The 19,355-nt window shown below is 74.6% G+C and carries 20 protein-coding genes; 12 read left to right on the plus strand and 8 right to left on the minus strand.

Annotated features, from left to right (window positions below):
* Nucleotides 1–98: 98 nt before the first annotated feature.
* The 8 genes from kdgD (at nucleotide 99) to CKY47_RS14040 (ending at nucleotide 6,731) form a co-directional block, all read left to right on the plus strand.
* A complete protein-coding gene (gene kdgD, locus CKY47_RS14005) occupies nucleotides 99–1,013 on the plus strand; it encodes a 5-dehydro-4-deoxyglucarate dehydratase (RefSeq protein WP_306746202.1) in 915 nt (304 codons plus the stop codon).
* Nucleotide 1,014: 1 nt separating this feature from the next.
* Complete coding sequence (locus tag CKY47_RS14010) at nucleotides 1,015–2,163, plus strand: L-talarate/galactarate dehydratase (RefSeq protein WP_306746203.1); 1,149 nt, start codon at nucleotides 1,015–1,017, stop codon at nucleotides 2,161–2,163.
* A 43-nt stretch (nucleotides 2,164–2,206) separates the two neighbouring features.
* Nucleotides 2,207–3,127 (plus strand): AEC family transporter, encoded by a 921-nt coding sequence (locus CKY47_RS14015; protein WP_306746204.1) that lies wholly within the window; start codon nucleotides 2,207–2,209, stop codon nucleotides 3,125–3,127.
* Between the two features lie 93 nt (nucleotides 3,128–3,220).
* Nucleotides 3,221–3,673, plus strand: coding sequence for a MarR family winged helix-turn-helix transcriptional regulator (locus CKY47_RS14020; RefSeq protein ID WP_306746205.1), 453 nt, complete (start codon nucleotides 3,221–3,223; stop codon nucleotides 3,671–3,673).
* An 86-nt stretch (nucleotides 3,674–3,759) separates the two neighbouring features.
* Nucleotides 3,760–5,352 (plus strand): MFS transporter, encoded by a 1,593-nt coding sequence (locus CKY47_RS14025; protein ID WP_306746206.1) that lies wholly within the window; start codon nucleotides 3,760–3,762, stop codon nucleotides 5,350–5,352.
* Nucleotides 5,353–5,431: 79 nt separating this feature from the next.
* Nucleotides 5,432–5,773, plus strand: a complete 342-nt coding sequence (locus CKY47_RS14030; RefSeq protein WP_306746207.1) for a hypothetical protein — start codon at nucleotides 5,432–5,434, stop codon at nucleotides 5,771–5,773.
* A 142-nt stretch (nucleotides 5,774–5,915) separates the two neighbouring features.
* Nucleotides 5,916–6,290 (plus strand): STAS domain-containing protein, encoded by a 375-nt coding sequence (locus tag CKY47_RS14035; RefSeq protein WP_306746208.1) that lies wholly within the window; start codon nucleotides 5,916–5,918, stop codon nucleotides 6,288–6,290.
* A 12-nt stretch (nucleotides 6,291–6,302) separates the two neighbouring features.
* Nucleotides 6,303–6,731, plus strand: coding sequence for an ATP-binding protein (locus CKY47_RS14040; protein WP_306746209.1), 429 nt, complete (start codon nucleotides 6,303–6,305; stop codon nucleotides 6,729–6,731).
* Nucleotides 6,732–6,836: 105 nt separating this feature from the next.
* Here CKY47_RS14040 and CKY47_RS14045 read toward each other — a convergent pair whose 3' ends face one another.
* Nucleotides 6,837–8,819, minus strand: a complete 1,983-nt coding sequence (locus CKY47_RS14045; RefSeq protein ID WP_306746210.1) for a family 43 glycosylhydrolase — start codon at nucleotides 8,817–8,819, stop codon at nucleotides 6,837–6,839.
* 188 nt (nucleotides 8,820–9,007) lie between these two features.
* Between CKY47_RS14045 and CKY47_RS14050 the strand changes: the two genes are divergently transcribed.
* Nucleotides 9,008–9,238, plus strand: a complete 231-nt coding sequence (locus CKY47_RS14050; protein WP_306746211.1) for a hypothetical protein — start codon at nucleotides 9,008–9,010, stop codon at nucleotides 9,236–9,238.
* Nucleotides 9,239–9,271: 33 nt separating this feature from the next.
* Nucleotides 9,272–9,931, plus strand: a complete 660-nt coding sequence (gene lexA / locus CKY47_RS14055) for a transcriptional repressor LexA (RefSeq protein WP_306746212.1) — start codon at nucleotides 9,272–9,274, stop codon at nucleotides 9,929–9,931.
* Between the two features lie 19 nt (nucleotides 9,932–9,950).
* Here lexA and CKY47_RS14060 read toward each other — a convergent pair whose 3' ends face one another.
* Nucleotides 9,951–10,967 (minus strand): NAD(P)/FAD-dependent oxidoreductase, encoded by a 1,017-nt coding sequence (locus tag CKY47_RS14060; RefSeq protein ID WP_306746213.1) that lies wholly within the window; start codon nucleotides 10,965–10,967, stop codon nucleotides 9,951–9,953.
* A 119-nt stretch (nucleotides 10,968–11,086) separates the two neighbouring features.
* A complete protein-coding gene (locus CKY47_RS14065) occupies nucleotides 11,087–11,938 on the minus strand; it encodes a glycosyltransferase (RefSeq protein WP_306746214.1) in 852 nt (283 codons plus the stop codon).
* A 177-nt stretch (nucleotides 11,939–12,115) separates the two neighbouring features.
* Here CKY47_RS14065 and wrbA point away from each other — a divergent pair, with 177 nt between their 5' ends.
* Complete coding sequence (gene wrbA / locus CKY47_RS14070) at nucleotides 12,116–12,733, plus strand: NAD(P)H:quinone oxidoreductase (RefSeq protein ID WP_306746215.1); 618 nt, start codon at nucleotides 12,116–12,118, stop codon at nucleotides 12,731–12,733.
* A 104-nt stretch (nucleotides 12,734–12,837) separates the two neighbouring features.
* Nucleotides 12,838–14,859, plus strand: coding sequence for a cellulose binding domain-containing protein (locus CKY47_RS14075; RefSeq protein WP_306746216.1), 2,022 nt, complete (start codon nucleotides 12,838–12,840; stop codon nucleotides 14,857–14,859).
* Nucleotides 14,860–14,892: 33 nt separating this feature from the next.
* Here CKY47_RS14075 and CKY47_RS14080 read toward each other — a convergent pair whose 3' ends face one another.
* The 5 genes from CKY47_RS14080 to CKY47_RS14100 all read right to left on the minus strand — a co-directional run bounded on the left by CKY47_RS14080 (nucleotide 14,893) and on the right by CKY47_RS14100 (nucleotide 19,051).
* A complete protein-coding gene (locus tag CKY47_RS14080; protein ID WP_306746217.1) occupies nucleotides 14,893–16,116 on the minus strand; it encodes a cytochrome P450 in 1,224 nt (407 codons plus the stop codon).
* Nucleotides 16,113–17,378: an NAD(P)/FAD-dependent oxidoreductase gene (locus CKY47_RS14085; RefSeq protein WP_306746219.1), complete on the minus strand. Its 1,266-nt coding sequence runs from the start codon at nucleotides 17,376–17,378 to the stop codon at nucleotides 16,113–16,115. The genes CKY47_RS14080 and CKY47_RS14085 overlap by 4 nt, the downstream gene beginning before the upstream one ends.
* Nucleotides 17,375–17,575, minus strand: a complete 201-nt coding sequence (locus tag CKY47_RS14090; protein ID WP_306746220.1) for a ferredoxin — start codon at nucleotides 17,573–17,575, stop codon at nucleotides 17,375–17,377. The genes CKY47_RS14085 and CKY47_RS14090 overlap by 4 nt, the downstream gene beginning before the upstream one ends.
* Nucleotides 17,576–17,612: 37 nt before the next feature.
* Complete coding sequence (locus CKY47_RS14095; RefSeq protein WP_306746221.1) at nucleotides 17,613–18,257, minus strand: TetR/AcrR family transcriptional regulator; 645 nt, start codon at nucleotides 18,255–18,257, stop codon at nucleotides 17,613–17,615.
* 113 nt (nucleotides 18,258–18,370) lie between these two features.
* Nucleotides 18,371–19,051, minus strand: a complete 681-nt coding sequence (locus CKY47_RS14100) for a TetR/AcrR family transcriptional regulator (protein ID WP_371320664.1) — start codon at nucleotides 19,049–19,051, stop codon at nucleotides 18,371–18,373.
* Between the last annotated feature and the right edge of the window lie 304 nt (nucleotides 19,052–19,355).

Below are 19,355 nucleotides of genomic sequence, written 5' to 3' on the forward strand. Positions count from 1 at the left end.
ACAACACTTGGACAGGCATCGTGGCGCGTTCGTACGGTGACGACGACCCCACCGCCCGCGGCACCGCGCGGCGGCCCGCCGGACCGAGGACCGACACCGTGACGCTGATGCCCCCCGACGTTCTCGCCGACCGGCTCGAGTCCGGTCTGCTGTCCTTCCCGGTCACCCACTTCGACGACGCGCTGGAGTTCGACGAGGCCCGGTACCGCGAGCACCTGGCCTGGCAGGCCGGGTTCGACGTGGCCGGCCTGTTCGCCGCGGGCGGCACCGGCGAGGTCTTCTCGCTCACCCCGGCCGAAGTCGACCGCGTGGTCCGGGTCGCCGTGGACGAGGTGGCCGGCGCGGTGCCGGTCGTCGCACCCGCCACCGGCGGGACCGCGTCGTCCGCGGCCCAGGCCAGGGCCGCCCAGGAGGCGGGCGCCTCCGGCGTGCTGCTGTTCCCGCCGTACCTCACCGAGGCCGGCCCGCGCGGCCTGGTCGAGCACATCACCGCCGTGTGCCGGGCCACCGACCTGGGCGTGGTCGTCTACAGCCGGGCCAACGCCGTGCTGTCGGACGCCGTCGTGGCCGAGGCGGCCGACCGCAACCCCAACCTGATCGGCCTCAAGGACGGCGTCGGCGACATCGAGCGGTTGACCCGCACGTACGCCCGGGTCGGCGACCGGTTGATCTACATCGGCGGGCTGCCCACCGCCGAGACCTTCGCGCTGCCGCTGCTCCAGCTCGGCATGAGCACGTACTCGTCGGCGCTGTTCAACTTCCTGCCCGAGTTCGCCCTGGAGTTCTACGCCGCGGTCCGCGCCCAGGACCGCGCCGCCGTCTACCGGATGCTCGACGACTTCGTCATCCCCTACCTCGACATCCGCGACCGCGACCGCGGCTACGCGGTGTCCATCGTCAAGGCCGGGCTGACCGCAGCGGGCCGCGACGGCGGTCGGGTGCGCCCGCCGCTGAGCGACCTCACGGCGGACGAGCTGGCCGAGCTGACCGCGCTCGTCGGCGAGGTCTCCTGACGTGGCAGGCCGCTCCCCCGCCGTGCTCGACCGGATCGCCTCGGTGACCCTGTCCTCGGTGACCCTCCCGCTGCCCACCGGCATCAGCGACGCCAAGGTCCTCACCGGGCGGCAGCGACCGATGACCGAGGTGGCCTTCCTGTTCGCCGAGATCCGCACCGAGGCGGGGCTGGAGGGCGTCGGGTTCGGCTACGCCAAGCGCGCCGGCGGCCCGGCCCAGTTCGCGCACGCCCGCGAGGTCGCCCCCGACCTGATCGGCGAGGACCCCAGCGACATCGGGCGGTTGTGGACCAAGCTGGTGTGGGCGGGCGCGTCGGTGGGCCGCAGCGGCGCGGCCACCCAGGCGCTGGCCGCGATCGACGTGGCGCTGTGGGACCTCAAGGCCAAGCGCGCGGGCCTGCCGCTGGCCAAGCTGCTCGGCGCGCACCGCGACTCGGTGCGCTGCTACGACACCTCCGGCGGGTTCCTGCACGAGTCGGTGGAGCGGCTCAAGGACAACGCCACCCGCGCGCTGGAGTCCGGCGTCGGGGGCATCAAGGTGAAGGTGGGCCTGCCGGACCGGGCCGAGGACCTGCGCCGGGTGGCCGCCGTGCGCGAGCACGTCGGCGACGCCGTGCCGCTCATGGTCGACGCCAACCAGCAGTGGGACCGGCCCACCGCCATGCGCGTGGGCCGTGCGCTGGAGGAGTTCGACCTGGTCTGGATCGAGGAGCCGCTCGACGCCTACGACGCCGAGGGCCACGCCCGGCTGGCCGGGGCGCTGGACACCGCCATCGCCGGCGGCGAGATGCTGACCAGCGTCGCCGAGCACCACGAGCTGATCAGGCAGGGCGCGGTGGACGTCCTCCAGCCCGACGCGCCGAGGATCGGCGGCATCACCCAGTTCCTCAAGCTCGCCGCGCTCGCCGAGCACCGCAACCTCCCGATCGCGCCGCACTTCGCGATGGAGATCCACGTGCACCTGGCCGCCGCCTACCCCCTGGAGCCGTGGGTGGAGCACTTCGACTGGCTGCACCCGCTGTTCGACGAGCGCCTGGCGATCGGCGGCGGGCGGATGCACCTGTCGGACCGCCCCGGTCTGGGCATCACGATGAGCGACCAGGCCCGCGCCTGGACCGTCGACCGCGTCGTCGTCGACGAGTCCCGCTGACCGTCCCCGGTGGAGGAGACCCGATGACGGCGCGGGCGGTGGCGTGAACGCCGTGCTGGGCGGTTTCAGCGCGTTGATCGCGGTCATCGCGGTCGGGTGGGTGACCGCCCGCACGGGCGTCCTGGGCGACGGTGCGGCCGTGGTGCTGTCCCGGCTGTCGTTCTACGTCGCGACGCCCGCGCTGCTGCTGCTCACCCTCGCCGACGCCGACCCGTCGGCGCTGTTCTCGCCCACGCTGGTGGCGACGGCGGGCAGCGCGGTGCTGTGCGCGCTGCTCTTCGTGGCCGTCGGCCGGTGGCGGTGGCGGATGCCGGCGGCGGAGCTGGCGATCGGCGCGCTGGCCACGTCCTACGTCAACGCGGGCAACCTGGGCGTGGCCATCGCGGTGTACGTGCTCGGCGACGCGTCGATCGTGGCCCCGGTGCTGCTGTTCCAGGTGCTGGTGCTGGCGCCGGTCGGGTTGGCGGTGCTCGCCTCGTCGCACGGCCGGGTGTCGCCGCTGCGGCTGCTCGGCCAACCGCTGCGCACGCCGGTCGTCATCGGTTGCGCCCTCGGGCTCGTGCTCGCCGAGACCGGGTGGCAGCCGCCCGCCCTCGTGCTGCGGCCGGTGGAGCTGCTGGCCGGCCTCGCGGTCCCGGCGGCCCTGCTGGCGTACGGCACGAGCCTGCACGGCGCGCCCCGGCCGGCCGCGGGCGAGGCGGCCGGGCAGGTGTGGCTGGCCGTCGCGCTCAAGGCGGTGGTGCAGCCCGCGGCGGCGTACGCGCTGGGGCGCTGGGTGCTCCGGCTGGACGACGCGGCGCTGCTGGCGGTCACCGTGACGTCCGCCCTGCCCACGGCGCAGAACGTGTTCGTCTACGCCACGACCTACGACCGCGGCGTCGTGCCGGCCCGGGACGCCGTCCTGGTCAGCACCGTGCTGTCGGTCCCCGTCCTCGCCGGGGTCGCGCTCGTGCTGGGCTCCTGAGGGGCGCCCGCGCCCGAGGCGCGCCCACGGGGTGCGGCACGTCACCAAATCAGTATGGAGCTGTACCTATGACTTCATAGGTACATTCGTCGGGTGACCGAGCGACCCACCCCCGACACCTCGTCGACCACGCGGTTCGCCGTGCTCCTCAGCGACCTGCACCGCGTGGTCGACCGGCGCATGGCGCGGGACTTCCCGCACCCCAAGCCACCGGAGAACCAGCTGGCGCTGCTGCGGCTCGTCGGCGGGCGGGAGGGGATCACGGTCCGCGAGGCGGCCGACGTCCTGCTGATGCAGCCCACCAACGTGAGCACGCTGGTCTCCCAGCTCGTGGAGGCCGGGCTGCTGACACGGGCGCAGGACGACCAGGACCGCCGGGTCGCGCACCTGCACGTCACCGACGAGGCGCGCGCCCGGATCGAGGGGGCCGACGCCGCCATGGGCGACGTCCTCGCCGAGGGGCTGCGGCGCGTGGACCCCGCGCAGGCCGACGCCGTCCTGCGCGCCCTGCCCGCACTGGCCGCGCTGCTGGACGCCCTCGGCTGACCCGCCCCGACCGGTCGTCCCGGCCCGTCGCCGGTCACCTCCACCGTGGACACCTCCACGCGAACACACCTCGAAGGGGAACACCCGTGCACGACACACCCGTCCTGGCCGGCGCTCGACCGGAGGCGGCACGAGAACGGCGCAGCCCGCGCACCAACCCCTGGTGGACGCTGGTCGCCGTCGCGTTCGGCCTGTTCATGGTCGGCCTCGACGGCAGCGTGGTGGCGATCGCCAACCCCTACATCGGCCAGGACCTGAACGCGTCGCTGTCCGAGCTCCAGTGGGTGACGAACTCCTACCTGCTCGCGCTGGCCGCCGCGCTGATCCTGGGCGGCAAGCTCGGCGACCGGTTCGGCCGCCGCACGTTCTTCCTGGCCGGCCTGGTCCTGTTCACCCTCGCCTCGGTGGCCATCGCGGTGGTCGGCTCCACCGCGGGCGTCATCGCCTTCCGGGCGCTCCAGGGGCTCGGCGGCGCGCTGATGATGCCGAACACGCTGGGCCTGCTGCGGGCGGTCTTCCCGCCCCGCCGGTTCGGTGCGGCGGTCGGCATCTGGGCCGCCGTCTCGTCGGTGTCCACCGCGGCCGGCCCGATCGTCGGCGGCCTGCTGGTGGAGCACGTGAGCTGGGAGTCGGTCTTCCTGGTCAACGCCCCGATCGGCCTGCTCGGCCTCGTCGTGGGCCTGCTCGTGCTGCCGGAGAGCAAGGACGGCACGGGGCACCACCGGTTCGACCTCCCCGGCGTGGCGCTGCTCGCGCTCGGCATGATCGCGATCGTCTACCCCGTCGTGCAGAGCGAGTCCTGGGGCTGGGGTTCACCCAGGACCCTCGGCCTGCTGGCGCTCGGCGTGGCGCTGCTGGCCGTGTTCGTCGTGGTCGAGAACCGGACCGCGCACCCGCTGCTGCCGATGCGCCTGTTCCGCAACCCGTCGTTGAGCGTGGCCGCGGCGGTCACCGCGGTGAACTTCTTCGTGCTGCTGGGCTCGATCTTCTTCCTCATGCTGTACCTCCAGAACGTGCGGGGGTACGGCGCCGTCGAGGCCGGCGTGCTCACCCTGCCGCTGAGCCTGGCGTCGATGGTCGCCAGCCCGCTCGGCGCGGCGCTGACCGACCGGTACGGCCCCCGCCTGACGCTCACCCTGGGCATGGTGCTCCAGGCCGGCGCGTCGTTCGGCCTGCTCGGCCTCGGCGTGGACTCCGGTTACGCGACGATGTGGCCGTGCTTCCTCGCCCTCGGCCTCGGCGTGGGCATGGTGATGGCCGCGTCCTCGGAGGCGATCGTGGGCAACGCCCCGGTGCGCGACGGCGGCGTCGCCGGCGGCCTCCAGGCGACCGCGCTCCAGGTCGGCGGCGCGCTGGGAACGGCGGTGCTGGTGTCGGTGCTGGGCAGCCGGGTCGGATCGGTCCTGCGCGACTCCTTCCTGTCCGCCGGGGTGCCCGCCCCGCTGGCCGACGGCCTGACCGGCGCGCACGACGCGGTCGCGATGGGCGTGACCCCCGTGCTGCCGGGCGTGGGCGCCGACGTGCAGGCCGCCGTCCACCAGGGCGCGGCGCAGGCGTTCGTCTCCGGCATGCACACCGCCGTTCTGGTCACCGGCGGCCTGTGCCTGGTCGGCGCGGTGCTCTCCGCGACGATCGTGCGACGCGGGCGGAACAGCGGCGGCGTGCCCGCGGTGCACTGAACCACCGGCGGCGGTGTCCACAGTGGCCGCGTAGTCCTACTCATGCGCCGCCCGCCGCCGGTTCGCGAGACTGGGCCACGTGGACGGCGCGGGTGACGTGGACGGCGTGGCGGAGCGGTATCGGCGGTCACGGCGCAGACCGGGCGCGGCCTTCGCGGGGTTCCTGGTCTCCGCCGCGTTGCTGACCTGCGTGGTCGTCGCCTTCGGCACGTCGCGCGTCCACGGCTGGCGCGGCGGCGAGTACGCCTGCGCGTTCCTCGGCGTCACGCTCGGCTCGCTGGTGCTGGGCGCCGGGCTCGCGTTCGCGCGACCGCCGTGGCGGTCGGTCGGCACCGGCCTGCTGCTCGGCGGGCTGCTGGGCGTCCTGGCCGCCGTCGCGGGCGTCGTGCTGGTGCTGGTCGCGCTGAGCCGGTGGGCGTAGCCGTCCTGACGTGGGACGACCGGGCGTGCGCCCGTGGTCGTGCGGGCTTCCCCGCGGCCGACGGGACCGCCGGCGCACCGTGCGATGGGCCCGCGACCACGCTGTCTGGTGCGCGGCGGGGCGGCCCTGCATGATGTGCGGTGTGAGCGAGGCGAACACCCGGTTCTCGGCGGGCGACGGTGGTACCGACGGTGGCGTGGTCGTGCTGCGCCTGACCGGCGAGATCGACATGTCCAACAGCGACGAGCTGCGCGACCGCGCGGTCGAGGCGCTCGACACGGCGTCCGGGGCGCTCGTCCTCGACCTGTCCGGGGTGACGTTCTTCGCCTCGTCGGGGCTGGCGGCGCTCGCCCAGCTGCGCCGGCACGGCGCGGAGTCGGGCCGGCGGGTGCACGTGGTCGCGAGCCGCAACGTGCGCCGCACGCTGGAGCTGACCTCGATGTCGACGCTGCTCCCCCTGCACGACGGGGTCGAGGACGCGGTCCGGGCGGCATCGCGCGACGAGGAGTCGGCGTGACCGGCGCGGCGGGTGCGCGGTGCGTCGGGCGGCCCGCAGGTGGGTGAGCCGCACGGCCTGCCGTTGTCGGACTCGCTGGTGATCGGCCTGGACGGGGTCGCGCCGGCCCTGTCGGACGTCCGGCGGAAGACCGCCGCCTTCGTCGACGGGCTGGACGAGGACAAGGTGGGCGACCTGCTGCTCATCGTCACCGAGCTGGTGAGCAACGCCTACGACCACGGCCTCCGCGCGCTGGAGGTGCGGTTGACCGGCGACGCGGACACGGTCCGGATCGAGGTCGACGACGAGTCGCCGGACCGGCCCGTGCTCGGGCAGTCGCGGCTGGGCGCGACCCGGGGCAACGGCCTGCGCATGGTCCAGACGCTGTGCGTGGACTGGGGCGTGACGTGGCGGGACAAGGGCAAGACGGTGTGGGCCGTGATGGCCCGCCAGGACGGCTGACCGCGTCCGGGGCGCGGGTACGGGGAGCCTCGGTGGTCGGCACCCTCGCGGGGCCCGCGAGGGTGCCGACCACCGAGGCGGTCCGTCAGGCGCTTCCGGCTCCGGTCAGCCGTAAGCGCGCAGTTCGTAGATGCGGGCGGCCTGCTCCGCGGTCTGCGTGGGCACCGCGACGTCGAGCCGGACGTGGCGGCCGGACACCCCGGTGACGGGGTGCACCGTGGTGGCGGCGGTGTTGTCGACGACGTCGACCACCGGGGTCCACCGGACGCCGTCGTCGGACACGGAGATCCCGAACGCCCTGGTGTTGTAGGCGGCCTGCTCGCCGCCCGCCTGGGCGTGGTCCACCTCGAACCGGCCGATGGTCCGCACCGCGCCGAGGTCGACCTGGAGCCGCGCCCCGGCCACCGAGGAGCAGAACTTGTCCGCGTTGCCGCCGCCGACGCTGCCGTTGACCGCCTTCTCCGGTCCCTCCGACGGGCCGCACGACGGCGTGCCCGTGGCGGGCCTGCCGAGCGCGAGGCCGGTCGTGAGGTGGTCGACTGCGACGTTGTCGAAGGTGGCGGCGGCGTTGAACACCCGCACGCCGTTCGCGCCGCCGCGGTGGGTGGCGTCGGTGACGCTGATCCGAGGGGTGGCCAGGTCGTCCACGTACACCCGGATCGACGCGCCGGCCGCCGTCACGCGCAGGCGGTGGGTCTTGCCGAGCGCCACGGGGACTGCGGCGGAGCCCAGCTGGGTCCACGTGCCGTCGGCCCTGCCGAGGACGACCCGGCCCGCCGCGCTGATCCCCGCGTAGTAGCCGCGGTAGGCGTCGGCACCCTCGGTCGCGCCGGTCACCCGGAACGCGAGGCCCGCGTCGCCGCCACCCGAGGTGATCGTGACGTCGGTGTCCTGGGTGAAGTCGGCGAAGTTCGTGTCCAGCAACGCCTTGCCACCCGGCGAGCTGCCCGCCCGGTACCGCCCGCCGGTCGCCGACCACGTCCCGCCGCGGGTCTTCCAGCCGAGCGCGTTGCCGTCGGCGAAGTCGTCGCGCACCTTCATCGCGATCCGGCGGATGGTGCCGTCGGCGTTGAAGTGCATGCGGTCGTAGGCGAGCTGGCGGTGGTTCCCGTCGGTCTCGCTCAGCGGCCTGCGGTGGTAGACGACGTACCAGGTCTCCGTGCCGGGGATGTTGAGCACCGAGTTGTGCCCCGAACCGCGGGCGACCGCCGGGTCCTGCGCGAGGACCTTGTCGAGCTTGGCGAACGGCCCGGTCGGCGAGTCGGCGATGGCGTAGGACACCGAGTAGTCCGGGCCGGTCCAGCCGCCCTCGGACCACATCAGGTAGTACCGGCCGCCGCGCTTGAACATCTGCGCGCCCTCGACGTAGCCGGAGGGGGTGATCTCCTTGAACGTGCTGCCGTCGGCGAACGTGCCGAGGCTCGTCATGTCGCGGTTGAGCTTCACCACGTTCGCGTGGCCCCAGCCGCCGTAGTACATGTACGCCTGACCGTCGTCGTCGATGAAGACGTCCTGGTCGATGGGTTGGGCGCCGTTGTGGAACGCGGCGACCAGCGGTTCGCCGATGGCGTCCCGGTAGGGGCCCTCGGGGCGGTCGGCGACGGCCACGCCGATGCCGCCGACCTCCGAGTCGTCCTGGATGTCGTTGGCGGCGAAGTACAGGAAGTACTTCCCGTCGCGCTCGATCGGCGCGGGGGCCCACACCGCGAACTCCGCCCACGGGACGTCCGCCGTGGTCAGCACGTTCGGGTGCTTGGTCCAGCGGACGAGGTCGGTCGAGGAGAAGGCGTCGAGGTGGGTCTGCTCGGCGTAGCGCGCGGAGGTGGTGGGGAAGACCCAGTACCGGCCGCCGTAGATCGCGACGTCCGGGTCGGCGTACCACCCGTCGACGAACGGGTTGCCGGATTCGGCGGTGCTCTGGTCGGGGACGGCTCCCGCGAAGGGCGCCCCGGCTGAGGAGGCGAGGGCGGCAGAGGGTGGTGTGGAGGCGGAAGCGGTGGGTGGCAGGACCGCCGGGGCCGCGCACACGAGCAGGGCGATGAGGGCCGTGGCGGCGAGTCCGGCGGGCGGCGTCAGGGAAGCGGTCATCGTTGGCAGCTCCAGCAGGGCGAACAGGCTCCAACAGAAACGAACATCTCCACCTTGAGAGTGCACGTCATGGCACAGTCCCGCAAGAGCCGATCATCGCCGGTCGCGAGGTCGGGGCGATACCGGGATTCCCGGTACCGCAAGGGTTTCGGCGACGGTGGACCGACCCGGCCGCTACGGTGATCACCGTGTCCCGGTTCACCCTGCCGCCCGTCCTCGCGGTCCAGCACACCGCGGTCCGCGACGGGGCCGCCCCCGCGTGCTGCGCCTGGACGACGGCGAACTGCTGGTGCCCGAGCGCCCGCGGGCTCGGCCAGGCCGAACTCCCGGACCACCACCCAGACCGCGGCTGGTGGCTCCGGCTCGACGACGACGTGACCGCCGTGCCGGACCTGGTCCGACCCGGTCACCCTCGGTGACAGCCGGGCCGGACCACGCCTATGATCACGCGGGTGACCGCCTACGGCTTCGACGAGTTCGACCACCTGGACACCTCGGCCCTGCCCGAGCGCCAGCAGCGCATCCTGGCCGTGATCCGGGACTGGGCGGTCAGGCACGGCCACTCGCCGAGCACGCGCGAGATCGGTGACGCGGTCGGCCTGCGCTCGTCGTCGTCGGTGTCGAAGCACCTGGCCGCGTTGGAGGACAAGGGTTTCCTGCGCCGGGGCGCGAGCATGTCCCGGCCGATCGACGTGCGCGCGTTCCTGCGCGAACCGGCCGGCCGGGAGCCCGCCGGCGACTCGGTGCCGGTGCCCGTGGTCGGCGACATCGCCGCCGGCGCGCCCATCATGGCCGAGGAGCACGTGGACGACGTCCTGAACCTGCCCCGTGAGCTGACCGGGCGCGGCACCGTGTTCGGCCTGCGCGTGCGCGGCGACTCGATGGTCGACGCGGCCATCTGCGACGGCGACATCGTCGTGGTGCGCCGCCAGCAGGAGGCCCACTCGGGCCAGATCGTGGCCGCGATGATCGACGGCGAGGCCACCGTGAAGGTCTACCGCCGCCGCAACGGCCACGTGCTGCTGGAGCCCCGCAACCCGGCCTACGACGTCATCGACGGCGACGAGGCCGTGGTGCTGGGCACCGTGGTGTCGGTGCTCCGCAGCGTCTGACCCGCCACGGCCGGCGCGGTCACAGGCCGTGGCGGCGGTTGCCGGCGACCAGTTCGGCCACCCGCGACTCGGCCGCGGCGGAGAACGGGGCGCGGTACGCGTCGACCGCCAGCCGGGTGTCCTCGAGCACCAGGTCCGCGTTGATGTGGGCGCCCGCCGCCGCGCCCGCCGCCGCCGACGCGCCGACCTGTGCCGACAGGTCCGCCACGTTGCCCGCCGCCCACACGCCGGGCACCTCGGTGCGACCGGTCGCGTCCACCGCGACGTGCTCGCCCATCCCGGACGGGTGCGGCACCGGCCGCAGGCCGAGCGCGTCCAGGAAACCGGTGCGGGCGACCATCCTGGTGGCCACGGCGACGGTGTCGCGGGCGACGACCGAGCCGTCCGCGAGCCGCATGCCGGCGATCCGGTCGTCGACGACCTCCAGGGCCGCCACCTCGCCGCCCACCACGCGGATGCCGCGCGCCGCCAGCTGTTCCGCCTGCTCGTCGGTGGGTGCGGGCGCGGTGTGCGCGAAGAGGACGACGTCGTCGCTCCACTGGCGGAACAGCAGCGCCTGGTGCACCGACATCGGCCCGGTTGCCAGCACCCCGATGGCCCGGTCCCGGACCTCCCACCCGTGGCAGTACGGGCAGTGCACGACGTCGCGCCCCCACCGCTCGCGCAGGCCGGCCACGTCCGGCAGCTCGTCGACCAGTCCCGAGGCCACCAGCACCCGGCGGGCGCGGACCGCGCGGCCGGCCACCTCCACCGCGAACCCGGCGCCCTCCCGGACCACCGCGCCCACCTCGCCCGCCACGACGTGCCCGCCGTAGGAGCGCACCTCCGCCCGGCCGCGCTCCAGCAGCTCGACCGGCGACACGCCCTCGCGGGCGAACAACCCGTGCACCCCGTCGGCGGGGGCGTTGCGCGGCGCTCCCGAGTCGACCACCAGCACCGACCTCCGGGCACGGGCGAGCATCAACGCCCCGTTCAGCCCCGCGGCGCCGCCGCCGACCACCACCACGTCGTACCTGTCGCGCACCTGCTCGGTCATCAGGACCACCTCCTGGGACCACCATGCGCGCCGTGCGACCGGATCGGCAAACCTTGTTGCCGATCCGGCAACAAGGTCGGTTCCGGCCGGGTCGGCACGCCGACCACCGGAGGGGTGGCTCAGGCGAACTCCGGCAACCGGCGGGCGACCTCGGCCGGCGACGGCATGCGGGCGATCTCCTCGGTGAGGCCGCGCGCCGCGTCGCGGTGGGCGCGGTGTGCCAACAATGTGAGGACGAGGTCGGCGACGGCCTCCGCGTCCTGCTCCCCCGGCAGCAGCCGCAGACCGGCGCCGGAGGCGGAGGCGGCGAGCGCGTCGGCGTTGACGAACTGGTCGGCCCCCTGCGGCAGGAGCAGCTGCGGAACGCCGACGGCGAGCGCGCCCAGGGTCGCGAGGCCCGCGACGGCGGCGGTGAGCAGCTCCGGAGTGCCGAACGCGGTGCCGAGCGTCAGGTGGACCAGCGCGCGGGAGCCGCGGCGGGCGGGCAGCGCGCCCGGTTCTGCGTGCGCGACGGGCCGCAGCGCGACGGGCCGCAGCGCGACGCGCCGGGCGGTCGCGAGGAAGTCCTCGTCCTGCAACGACGGCGGGCAGATGTCGAGGTGCGGCAGACCCGGGACGGCCTCGGCGGGCGGGGCGAGGCCGATGCCCTCGGGGAACATGCGGCCGAACCCGTGCCACAGGCCCGGCACCCCGACGCGGCGCGCGGCGACGGCCGCACCCGGCACGCCCCATCCGTGCACGACGAGGTCGGGCCGCAACCGGGCCAGTTCCGGCTCCAGGTCCTCGGCGTAGACCTCGTGGAACGAGTCCGCCGGGCGGAAGGGCCGCAGCCCGTCGGCGGCCAGCGCCTCGTGCACCGCGTCGCCCGCGGTCCAGTGCACCTCGTGCCCGGCGTCGCGGGCGGCGACGGCGAGCGGGATCATCGGGTAGGTGTGGCCGACGGAGGACAGGCCGGCGAACAGCACGCGCATGGCCCCGGAACCCAGTCGTCGGGTCCGACGCGCCCGGCACCTGCCGCACGGGGCGGACCAGCCGCCGCGCACCGGATGGCCACCCCGCCGACCCACGATCGGGCGGTCGCGGGTGATCTCCGGCCCTCAGCGGGTATGCCCCGGTGGAGTCACGTCGACCGGACACCTGGAGAGCCCATGTCAGACCTGAGGACCGCCGTCGTCTACTACTCCGCCACCGGCAGCGTCCACGCGATGGCCCAGGCCGCGGCGCGCGCCGCCGAGGAGGCGGGGTCCGAGGTGCGGTTGCGGAAGGTGCGGGAGCTCGCGCCGGAGGAGGCCATCGCGAGCAACGAGGGCTGGGCCACGCACGCGCGGCAGACCCAGGACCTGCCGGAGGCGTCGCTGGACGACCTGGAGTGGGCCGACCTGCTGATCTTCGGCGCGCCGACCCGGTTCGGCATGCCGGCGGCGCAGCTCAAGCAGTTCATCGACACCACGGGGCCGCTGTGGGGCGCGGGCAAGCTGGTGGACAAGGTGGCGACGTCGTTCACCTCGGCGGCCACCGCGCACGGCGGCCAGGAGACCACGATCACCGCGCTCAACAACACCTTCTACCACTGGGGTTGCGTCATCGTGCCGCCCGGCTACGCCGACCCGATCCAGTTCCAGGCCGGCAACCCCTACGGCTCCAGCCACGTCTCGGACAACGGCCAGACGCCGCCCGGGCAGGTCGAGCTGGACGCGGTGTCCTTCCAGGCACGTCGCGCGGTGCGCCTCGCCCGCGCCCTCAAGGCGGGTCTCGCCTCGGCGTGACGGGTCGGGAGCCGTGGCCGACCGAAGGTGGTGATTGACAGACCCGACGGCGCGCGGTCAGCCTGGGAGCGCTCCCGGACACCGTCGTCGCAGAGGACACCGCCATGAGACCGCGCGCCACCCTGCTCGTGCTCACCCTGGTCGCCTCCGCCGTCGTCATGCCCGCCCTCGCCGCACCGGCCGTGCTGGCGCAGGACGAACCCGGCGTCCGCGTGGCGGTGAACGCGCGCGCCGGGCTGGAGGCAGTGGACGACGCCGCGATCGGGGTGAACCACGCGATCTGGGACGCCCAGCTCGGCACGCCCGAGGTGTCCGACCTGCTCAAGGGGGCCGGGGTGGGCGCGATGCGCTACCCCGGCGGTTCGTACTCGGACATCTACCACTGGCGCGACCACACCGCGCCCGGCGGGTACGTCGCGCCGAACACCGACTTCGACACGTTCATGGCGGGTGTGCGGCGGGCCGGGGCGCAGGCCGTGGTGACGGCCAACTACGGCACCGGCACGCCGCAGGAGGCGGCCGAGTGGGTGCGCTACGCCAACGTCACCAAGGGCTACGGCGTGAAGTACTGGGAGATCGGCAACGAGCTGTACGGCAACGGGCACTACGGCTCGCAGTGGGAGGCCGACGACCACCCGGACAAGAGCCCGGCCCAGTACGCGGCGCTGGTCGTGGAGTACGCGCGGGCGATGAAGGCGGTCGACCCGACGATCCGGGTGGGCGCGGTCCTCACCACGCCGGGCGACTGGCCGGACGGCATCGTGGCGGCCGGCGACGCGGGCACGTGGAACCAGGTCGTGCTGTCGACCGCCGGGCCGGAGGTCGACTTCGCCGTGCTGCACTGGTACCCCGTCGGCGCGACCGGGGCCGAGGTGCTGGCCAAGACGGACCGCGTGCCGGAGATGCTGCGCATGGCCCGGGAGCAGATCGCCCGCCACGCGGGCAAGGAGCTGGGCATCGCGCTGACCGAGGTGAACACCTCCTACGGGCGCAACACCCAACCCGGCGCGCTGTTCGCCGCGGACGCCTACGCGACCCTGCTGGCCAACGGCGTGTTCACGGTGGACTGGTGGAACGTCCACAACGGCATCGGGACGGTGTCCACCATCGGCGGGCAGACCGACTTCGACGACTTCGGCCTGCTCTCCAGCGGCACCTGCACCGCCGACGGCTCGGTGTGCCAACCGGCGCTGAACACGCCGTTCGCGCCGTACCACGGCCTGGCGATGGCGTCCCGGTTCGCCCGCCCCGGCGACCGGTTCGTCGCGGCCGGCGCCTCCGACCCGCTGGTGCGGGCGCACGCCGCCCGCCGCCCCGACGGCGGCCTGGCCGTGCTGCTGGTCAACCAGGACCCCGCGCGGTCCAAGCCGGTCACCCTGGACTACGCCGGGTACGCGCCCGCCGAGCAGGCGCAGGTGCTGTCCTTCGCCACCGGTGACACCGGCATCACCACGTCGACCGGCGCGGCGCGGTCGGTGGTGCTCCCGCCGTACTCGCTCACCACGATCGTGCTGCGGCCGGCCACGCCGGTCACCGGTCCGGCGGCCCCGGAACGCCCCGCGGTCGACGCCGTCACCGACCGCACGGCCACCCTGACGTGGGCCCGTCCCGCGCCGGGCGTCAAGTACGAGGTGCACCGGCGGCTGGGCACCACGACCGAGCAGTGGGGGGAGACGACCGGCACCTCGTTCACCGCGCGCAACCTCACCCCCGGCACCCGGTACGCGGTCAACCTGATCGCCCGCGACGGCGCCGGCCGGGTGTCCTGGGCCTCGCCGCCGCTGACCTTCACCACCGCCGCGCCCGCCGCCGGGCCGTGCTCGGTCAGGCTGACGAACACGACCGACTGGGGCAACGGCTTCGTCGGCAGCGTCGACGTCACCAACACCGGCGAGGACCCGCTGGACGGGTGGACGCTCGCGTTCGACTGGCCGACGCCGTGGCAGCAGGTGGCCAACGGGTGGAACGCGACGTGGACGCAGACCGGCGCCGCCGTGCGCGTCGGCTCGGACCAGGTGCTCGCCCCCGGGGCCACGGTGAACACCGGGTTCGTGGGCGCGTACCAGGGCCCGAACCCGCTGCCCCTGGTGTTCACGCTCAACGGCAACCCCTGCACGACCGGCTGACGCGCCCGCGCCGCGCGCGGCGCGGGCGGACCGTCACCAGGTCACGGGCAGCTCGTGGACGCCGTAGACGAAGCCGTCGTGCTTGAACGGGACGTCCTCGAAGTCGACGGCCAACCGCAGCCCCGGCACGCGCCGGTACAGCGTGCGGTAGACGACCTCCAGCTCCAGGCGGGCGAGCGGCTGCCCGAGGCACTGGTGCACGCCGAACCCGAACGCCAGGTGGTGGCGGGCCTGCCGGGTGAGGTCGAGCCGGTCGGGGTCCGGGAACGCCTCGGGATCGCGGTTGGCGATCTCGTTGGGCAGCACGAAGCCCTCGCCCGCCGTGACCGGGCAGCCCGCGACCTCCATGTCCTCCGTCGCGACCCGGCGGCGCCCGCCGTGCGTGATGGTGAGGTAGCGCAGCAGCTCCTCGACCGCGCGGGTGGCGACGGCGGGGTCGTCGGAGTCGCGCAGCAGCGCCAGCTGGTCGGGGTGGCGCAGCAGCAGCAACGTGCTCAGCGCGATCATGTTCGCGGTGGTCTCGTGGCCCGCGATGAGCAGCAGCACGGCCATCTGCGTGGCCTCGGGCACGGTCAGGTCACCTGACCTGATCTTCCCGCCGAGGCGGGACAGCAGGTCGTCGCCCGGGCTCTCCAGCTTGGCGACGACGAGCGCGCCGAGGTACCGGCCCAGCTCGCCCATGGCGGTGGCCCGCTGCTCCGGGGCGGAGTCGCGGTTGATGATCGTCCGGCTGTTGCGCTGGAAGAAGTCGTGGTCGTCGTAGGGCACGTCGAGCAGCTCGCAGATCACCAGCGACGGCACCGGCAGCGCGAACGCCTCCACCAGGTCGGCCGGCTTCGGCCCGGCGAGCAGCGCGTCGACCGCGCGGTCGACGATCCCCTGCACCATCGGCCGCATGGCCTCGACCTTCTTCACCGCGAACGCCGCGCCGACCATGCGCCGCAACCGGGCGTGCTCGGGGTCGTCCATGCCGATGAAGCTCAGCGTCCCGCCGGGACCCGGCGCCTGGCGCGGGTAGTCGGGGTGGGTCATGTCCGCGCTCACGCGCGGGTCGCCGAGCACCGCGCGCTGGTCGGCGAAGCGGGTGACCAACCACGGCGTGCTGCCGTCCCACAGCCGCACGCGGGTCATCGGCGCCCGCTCCCGCATCGCCCGCAGCTCGGGCGGCGGGTCGAAGGGGCGGCCCTCGGCCCGGGGCATGGGGTAGTCCGCAACCTCGGCCGGGCTGCCGCCCGCGGGGTCGGTGGTGCTCGTCATCGCTGTCCCTCCGAGAGGTCTGTCCGGGAACGGGGCGCGCGCCGGAAGCCGGCCTCCTCGACCTCGCCGGGCTCCACGTGCGAACCGGCGAGGTCGAGCAGCTGCCCCAGCAGCCGCTGCCGCAGTGCGCGGGCCTGCTTGGGCATGTTCCAGCCGAGGACGCCGACGGCCTCGCCGTCGCGCTCGTAGAGCGCGACGAACCGGCGGACGGCCACGTCGCCGTCCACGACGGACACCGACGCGCCGGGGGCGAGCACGCCGTGGACCTGCACCCTGGCGTCGAACTGGTCGGTCCAGAAGTAGGGCACGGGCGCGTAGGGCCGCCCCGCGCCCAGGATGTCGTCGGCCACCGCCACGGCCTGCTCGGTGGCGTTCGTGCGGTTCTCCAGCCGGAGCAGGCCGCCCAGCCCCTCGTGGTGCCAACGGGCCACGTCGCCCACGGCGTAGACCCCGTCGGCGGCACGGCACCGCGCGTCGCACACCACGCCGTCGTCCAGCCTCAGGCCGCTGCCGGTCAGCCACCCGGTGTTCGGGATCGCGCCCAGCGCGACCACGACCACGTCGGCGGGCAGCACCTCGCCGGTGTCCAGGCGCACGCCGGTGACCCGCCCGTCCCGGCCCGCCAGGCCGGCCACCGCCGCGCCGAGCCGCAGGCGCACGCCGCGCTCGCGGTGCACGTCGGCGAGGACACCCGACACCAGCGGGCCGAGCTGGGCCGCCAGCGGGGCCCGCTGCGGGCCGGCCAGGGTGACGTCCAGGCCCAGGCCGCACGCGGTGGCCGCGACCTCCGCGCCGAGCACGCCGTCACCGACGACCACCAGCCGCCCGCCGCCCAGCAGCGCGGCCCGCAGCGCCACGGCGTCGTCCAGGGTGCGCAGCACGTGCACCCCGGCCAGTCCCGCCTGGTCCGGCAGCACGCGCGGTCGCACGCCGGTGGCCAGGACCACGACGTCGGCCCGCAGCACGGTCCCGGACGCCGTCCGGACGGTGCGCGCCACCGGGTCCAGCGACACGGCCGGGTCGCCGAGGACGAACGTCGCGCCCAGCCCGTCGAGCAGTTCGGGGGTCCGCAGCCGCGCCCGCTCGGGCTGCCACGTGCCGGCCAGCACCTGCTTGGACAGCGGCGGCCGGTCGTAGGGCGGGTGCGGTTCGTCGCCCAGCAGGGTCAGCCCACCGGTGTGCCCCTTGCGCCGCAACGCCTCCGCCGTCGCGAGACCGGCGGCGGAGGCCCCGACGACCAGGACGTCGGGTGCTGCGGTCACGCGCCCTCACCCAGCGCGATGGCCGCCGCCGGGCACACGCCCGCGGCCTCGCGCACCGCCGCGTGCAGGTGCTCGGCGGGCTCGGCGTCGAGCAGCACCACGACGCCGTCCTCGTCGCGCTGGTCGAACACGTCCGGCGCGGCCAGGACGCACGAGCCCGCGCCGCAGCACCTGTCCTCGTCCACGGTGACCTTCATGTGCTGTGCTCCTTCGTTGTTCTCGTGCACGCGGTTCTCACGCGCCGGTCGGGGTGACGGGCGCGAGCAGGAGGCCGACGATCGCGTCGATCAGGCTGGTGGCCGCGGCGTCCCAGCTGGGTTTCGACGTGGGCGCGCCCGCGGCCAGCGCCGCCTCCCGCTCGGCCAGGGTGTGCGAGATGAGGTTGCGGGCCATCGCGCCGCGCTCCAGGTGCACGGGCAGCGGCACGGCGGGCAGGCAGCGGTTGAGCCCGTCGACGATGCGCCGCATCGGCTCGGTGGCCAGCGCCTCGTCGACGGTGGTCCGCCGCAGGCCGGGGTCGGTCATGACCTGCGCGCTGAACCGGGCGAACCAGGTGGGGTTGCCCAGCTCGGCCAGGTGCGCGGTGTACGGGCGCACCAGGCAGGCCACCCAGTCGCGCGGCTCGCGGCTGTGCTCCACCTCGGCCAGCATCCGCGCGCGCGTGCGCTCCATCGGCTCGGTGTGCCGGCGGACGATGGCGCGCACGAGGTCGGCCTTGGTGCCGAAGTGGTAGCCGACGGCGAAGTTGTTGCCCTGCCCCGCCTCTTCGCCGACCTGCCGGTTGGACACCGCGAAGACGCCGCGCTCGGCGAACAGCCGCTCGGCGGTCGCCAGGATCAGCTCCCGGGTCTCGACCGCCCGGTTGCCCGTGGTCACCACCGCACCCCATCACCGCAGCCATTGAGTCAATCAGCTGACTTAACCACGGCGGTCCGGTCCGGCGCAACGCGCTGTGACGGATCGACTGCGGACAGGCGGACAGGCCGAAGTCGTCAGCCCGTCGCCGACGGCGTCGCGGAGGACGCCGTCGAGGGCGCCGTCCACAGCCCGGTGATCGCGTCGACCAGCCCGGTCGCGGCCTCGTCCCAGGTGCGCCTCGGCGTGTCGGAGCCCTCGGCGAGGGCGCGTTCCCGCTCGGCGCAGACTTGCACGACCAGGTGGCGGACCATGTGGGCGCGATCGGCCCGCACCGCGTCGGGCACGTCGGGCAGGCACGCGTGCAACCGGTCCAGCACCTGCCGCAGCGACGGGTCCGCGAGCGACTCCTCGGCCATGATCCCCCGGAACGCGGGGTCGGCCGTCACCTGCGCGCCGAACCGGGCGAACCACGTCGGGTCGCCCAGCGAGGCGAGGTGCGCGGTCACCGGCCGCACCAGGCAGTCCACCCAGGCGCGCAGGTCGGTCGGGTCGGCGACCTCCTCGACCATCGCCCGGCGCAGCGCCTCGATCGGCGCGGTGTGCCGGCGCACGACGGCGCGCACGAGGTCGGCCTTGGTGCCGAAGTGGTAGCCGACGGCGGCGTTGTTGCCCTGCCCGGCGGCGGCGCTGATCTGCCGGTTCGACACCGCGTACAGGCCCTGCTCGGCGAACAGCCGCTCCGCCGCGGTCAGGATCTGCTGCCGCGTCGCCCCGACCTGCTCGGCGCGCGGCCTCCTGCCCGCCTCCGTCACCACGCGCACCACCGTACAGGCCGGGAGGGCGCCCCGACGGGCGTCAGCGGGCCGGGAGCGCAGCAGGCCCCGGTCGAACGCGTCCGGCTGCTCGACGTCCGTCGCGTGACCGGCCCGGTCGACGACGGCCTCCGATCCGCACCGGGGCGAGGGAGGCCGCCGCGGCGGCGCGGGAGGCACTCGTGGTGGCCGTGCCGGCCCGCGCGGCGCAGGCCCGGATCGTGTTGCCGCTCATCGAACCGCCGACGAACGCGGCCCGCTCAGGTCCGGTCCTTCGAGGACGGTGCGCACGTCGCGGGCGCGTCCC

The sequence above is a fragment of the Saccharothrix longispora genome, from assembly GCF_030852425.1.
GTDB lineage: Bacteria > Actinomycetota > Actinomycetes > Mycobacteriales > Pseudonocardiaceae > Actinosynnema > Actinosynnema longispora.

Coding starts and splice junctions, on each gene's coding strand:
- CKY47_RS14065 (WP_306746214.1), bottom strand. CDS start 11,938: ATGCGCGTGCTGTTCGCCGGCCTGTCCTCCGTCGGCCACACCTACCCG.
- CKY47_RS14080 (WP_306746217.1), bottom strand. CDS start 16,116: ATGACGAGCACCACCGACCCCGCGGGCGGCAGCCCGGCCGAGGTTGCG.
- CKY47_RS14075 (WP_306746216.1), top strand. CDS start 12,838: ATGAGACCGCGCGCCACCCTGCTCGTGCTCACCCTGGTCGCCTCCGCC.
- wrbA (WP_306746215.1), top strand. CDS start 12,116: ATGTCAGACCTGAGGACCGCCGTCGTCTACTACTCCGCCACCGGCAGC.
- CKY47_RS14045 (WP_306746210.1), bottom strand. CDS start 8,819: ATGACCGCTTCCCTGACGCCGCCCGCCGGACTCGCCGCCACGGCCCTC.
- CKY47_RS14060 (WP_306746213.1), bottom strand. CDS start 10,967: ATGACCGAGCAGGTGCGCGACAGGTACGACGTGGTGGTGGTCGGCGGC.
- CKY47_RS14090 (WP_306746220.1), bottom strand. CDS start 17,575: ATGAAGGTCACCGTGGACGAGGACAGGTGCTGCGGCGCGGGCTCGTGC.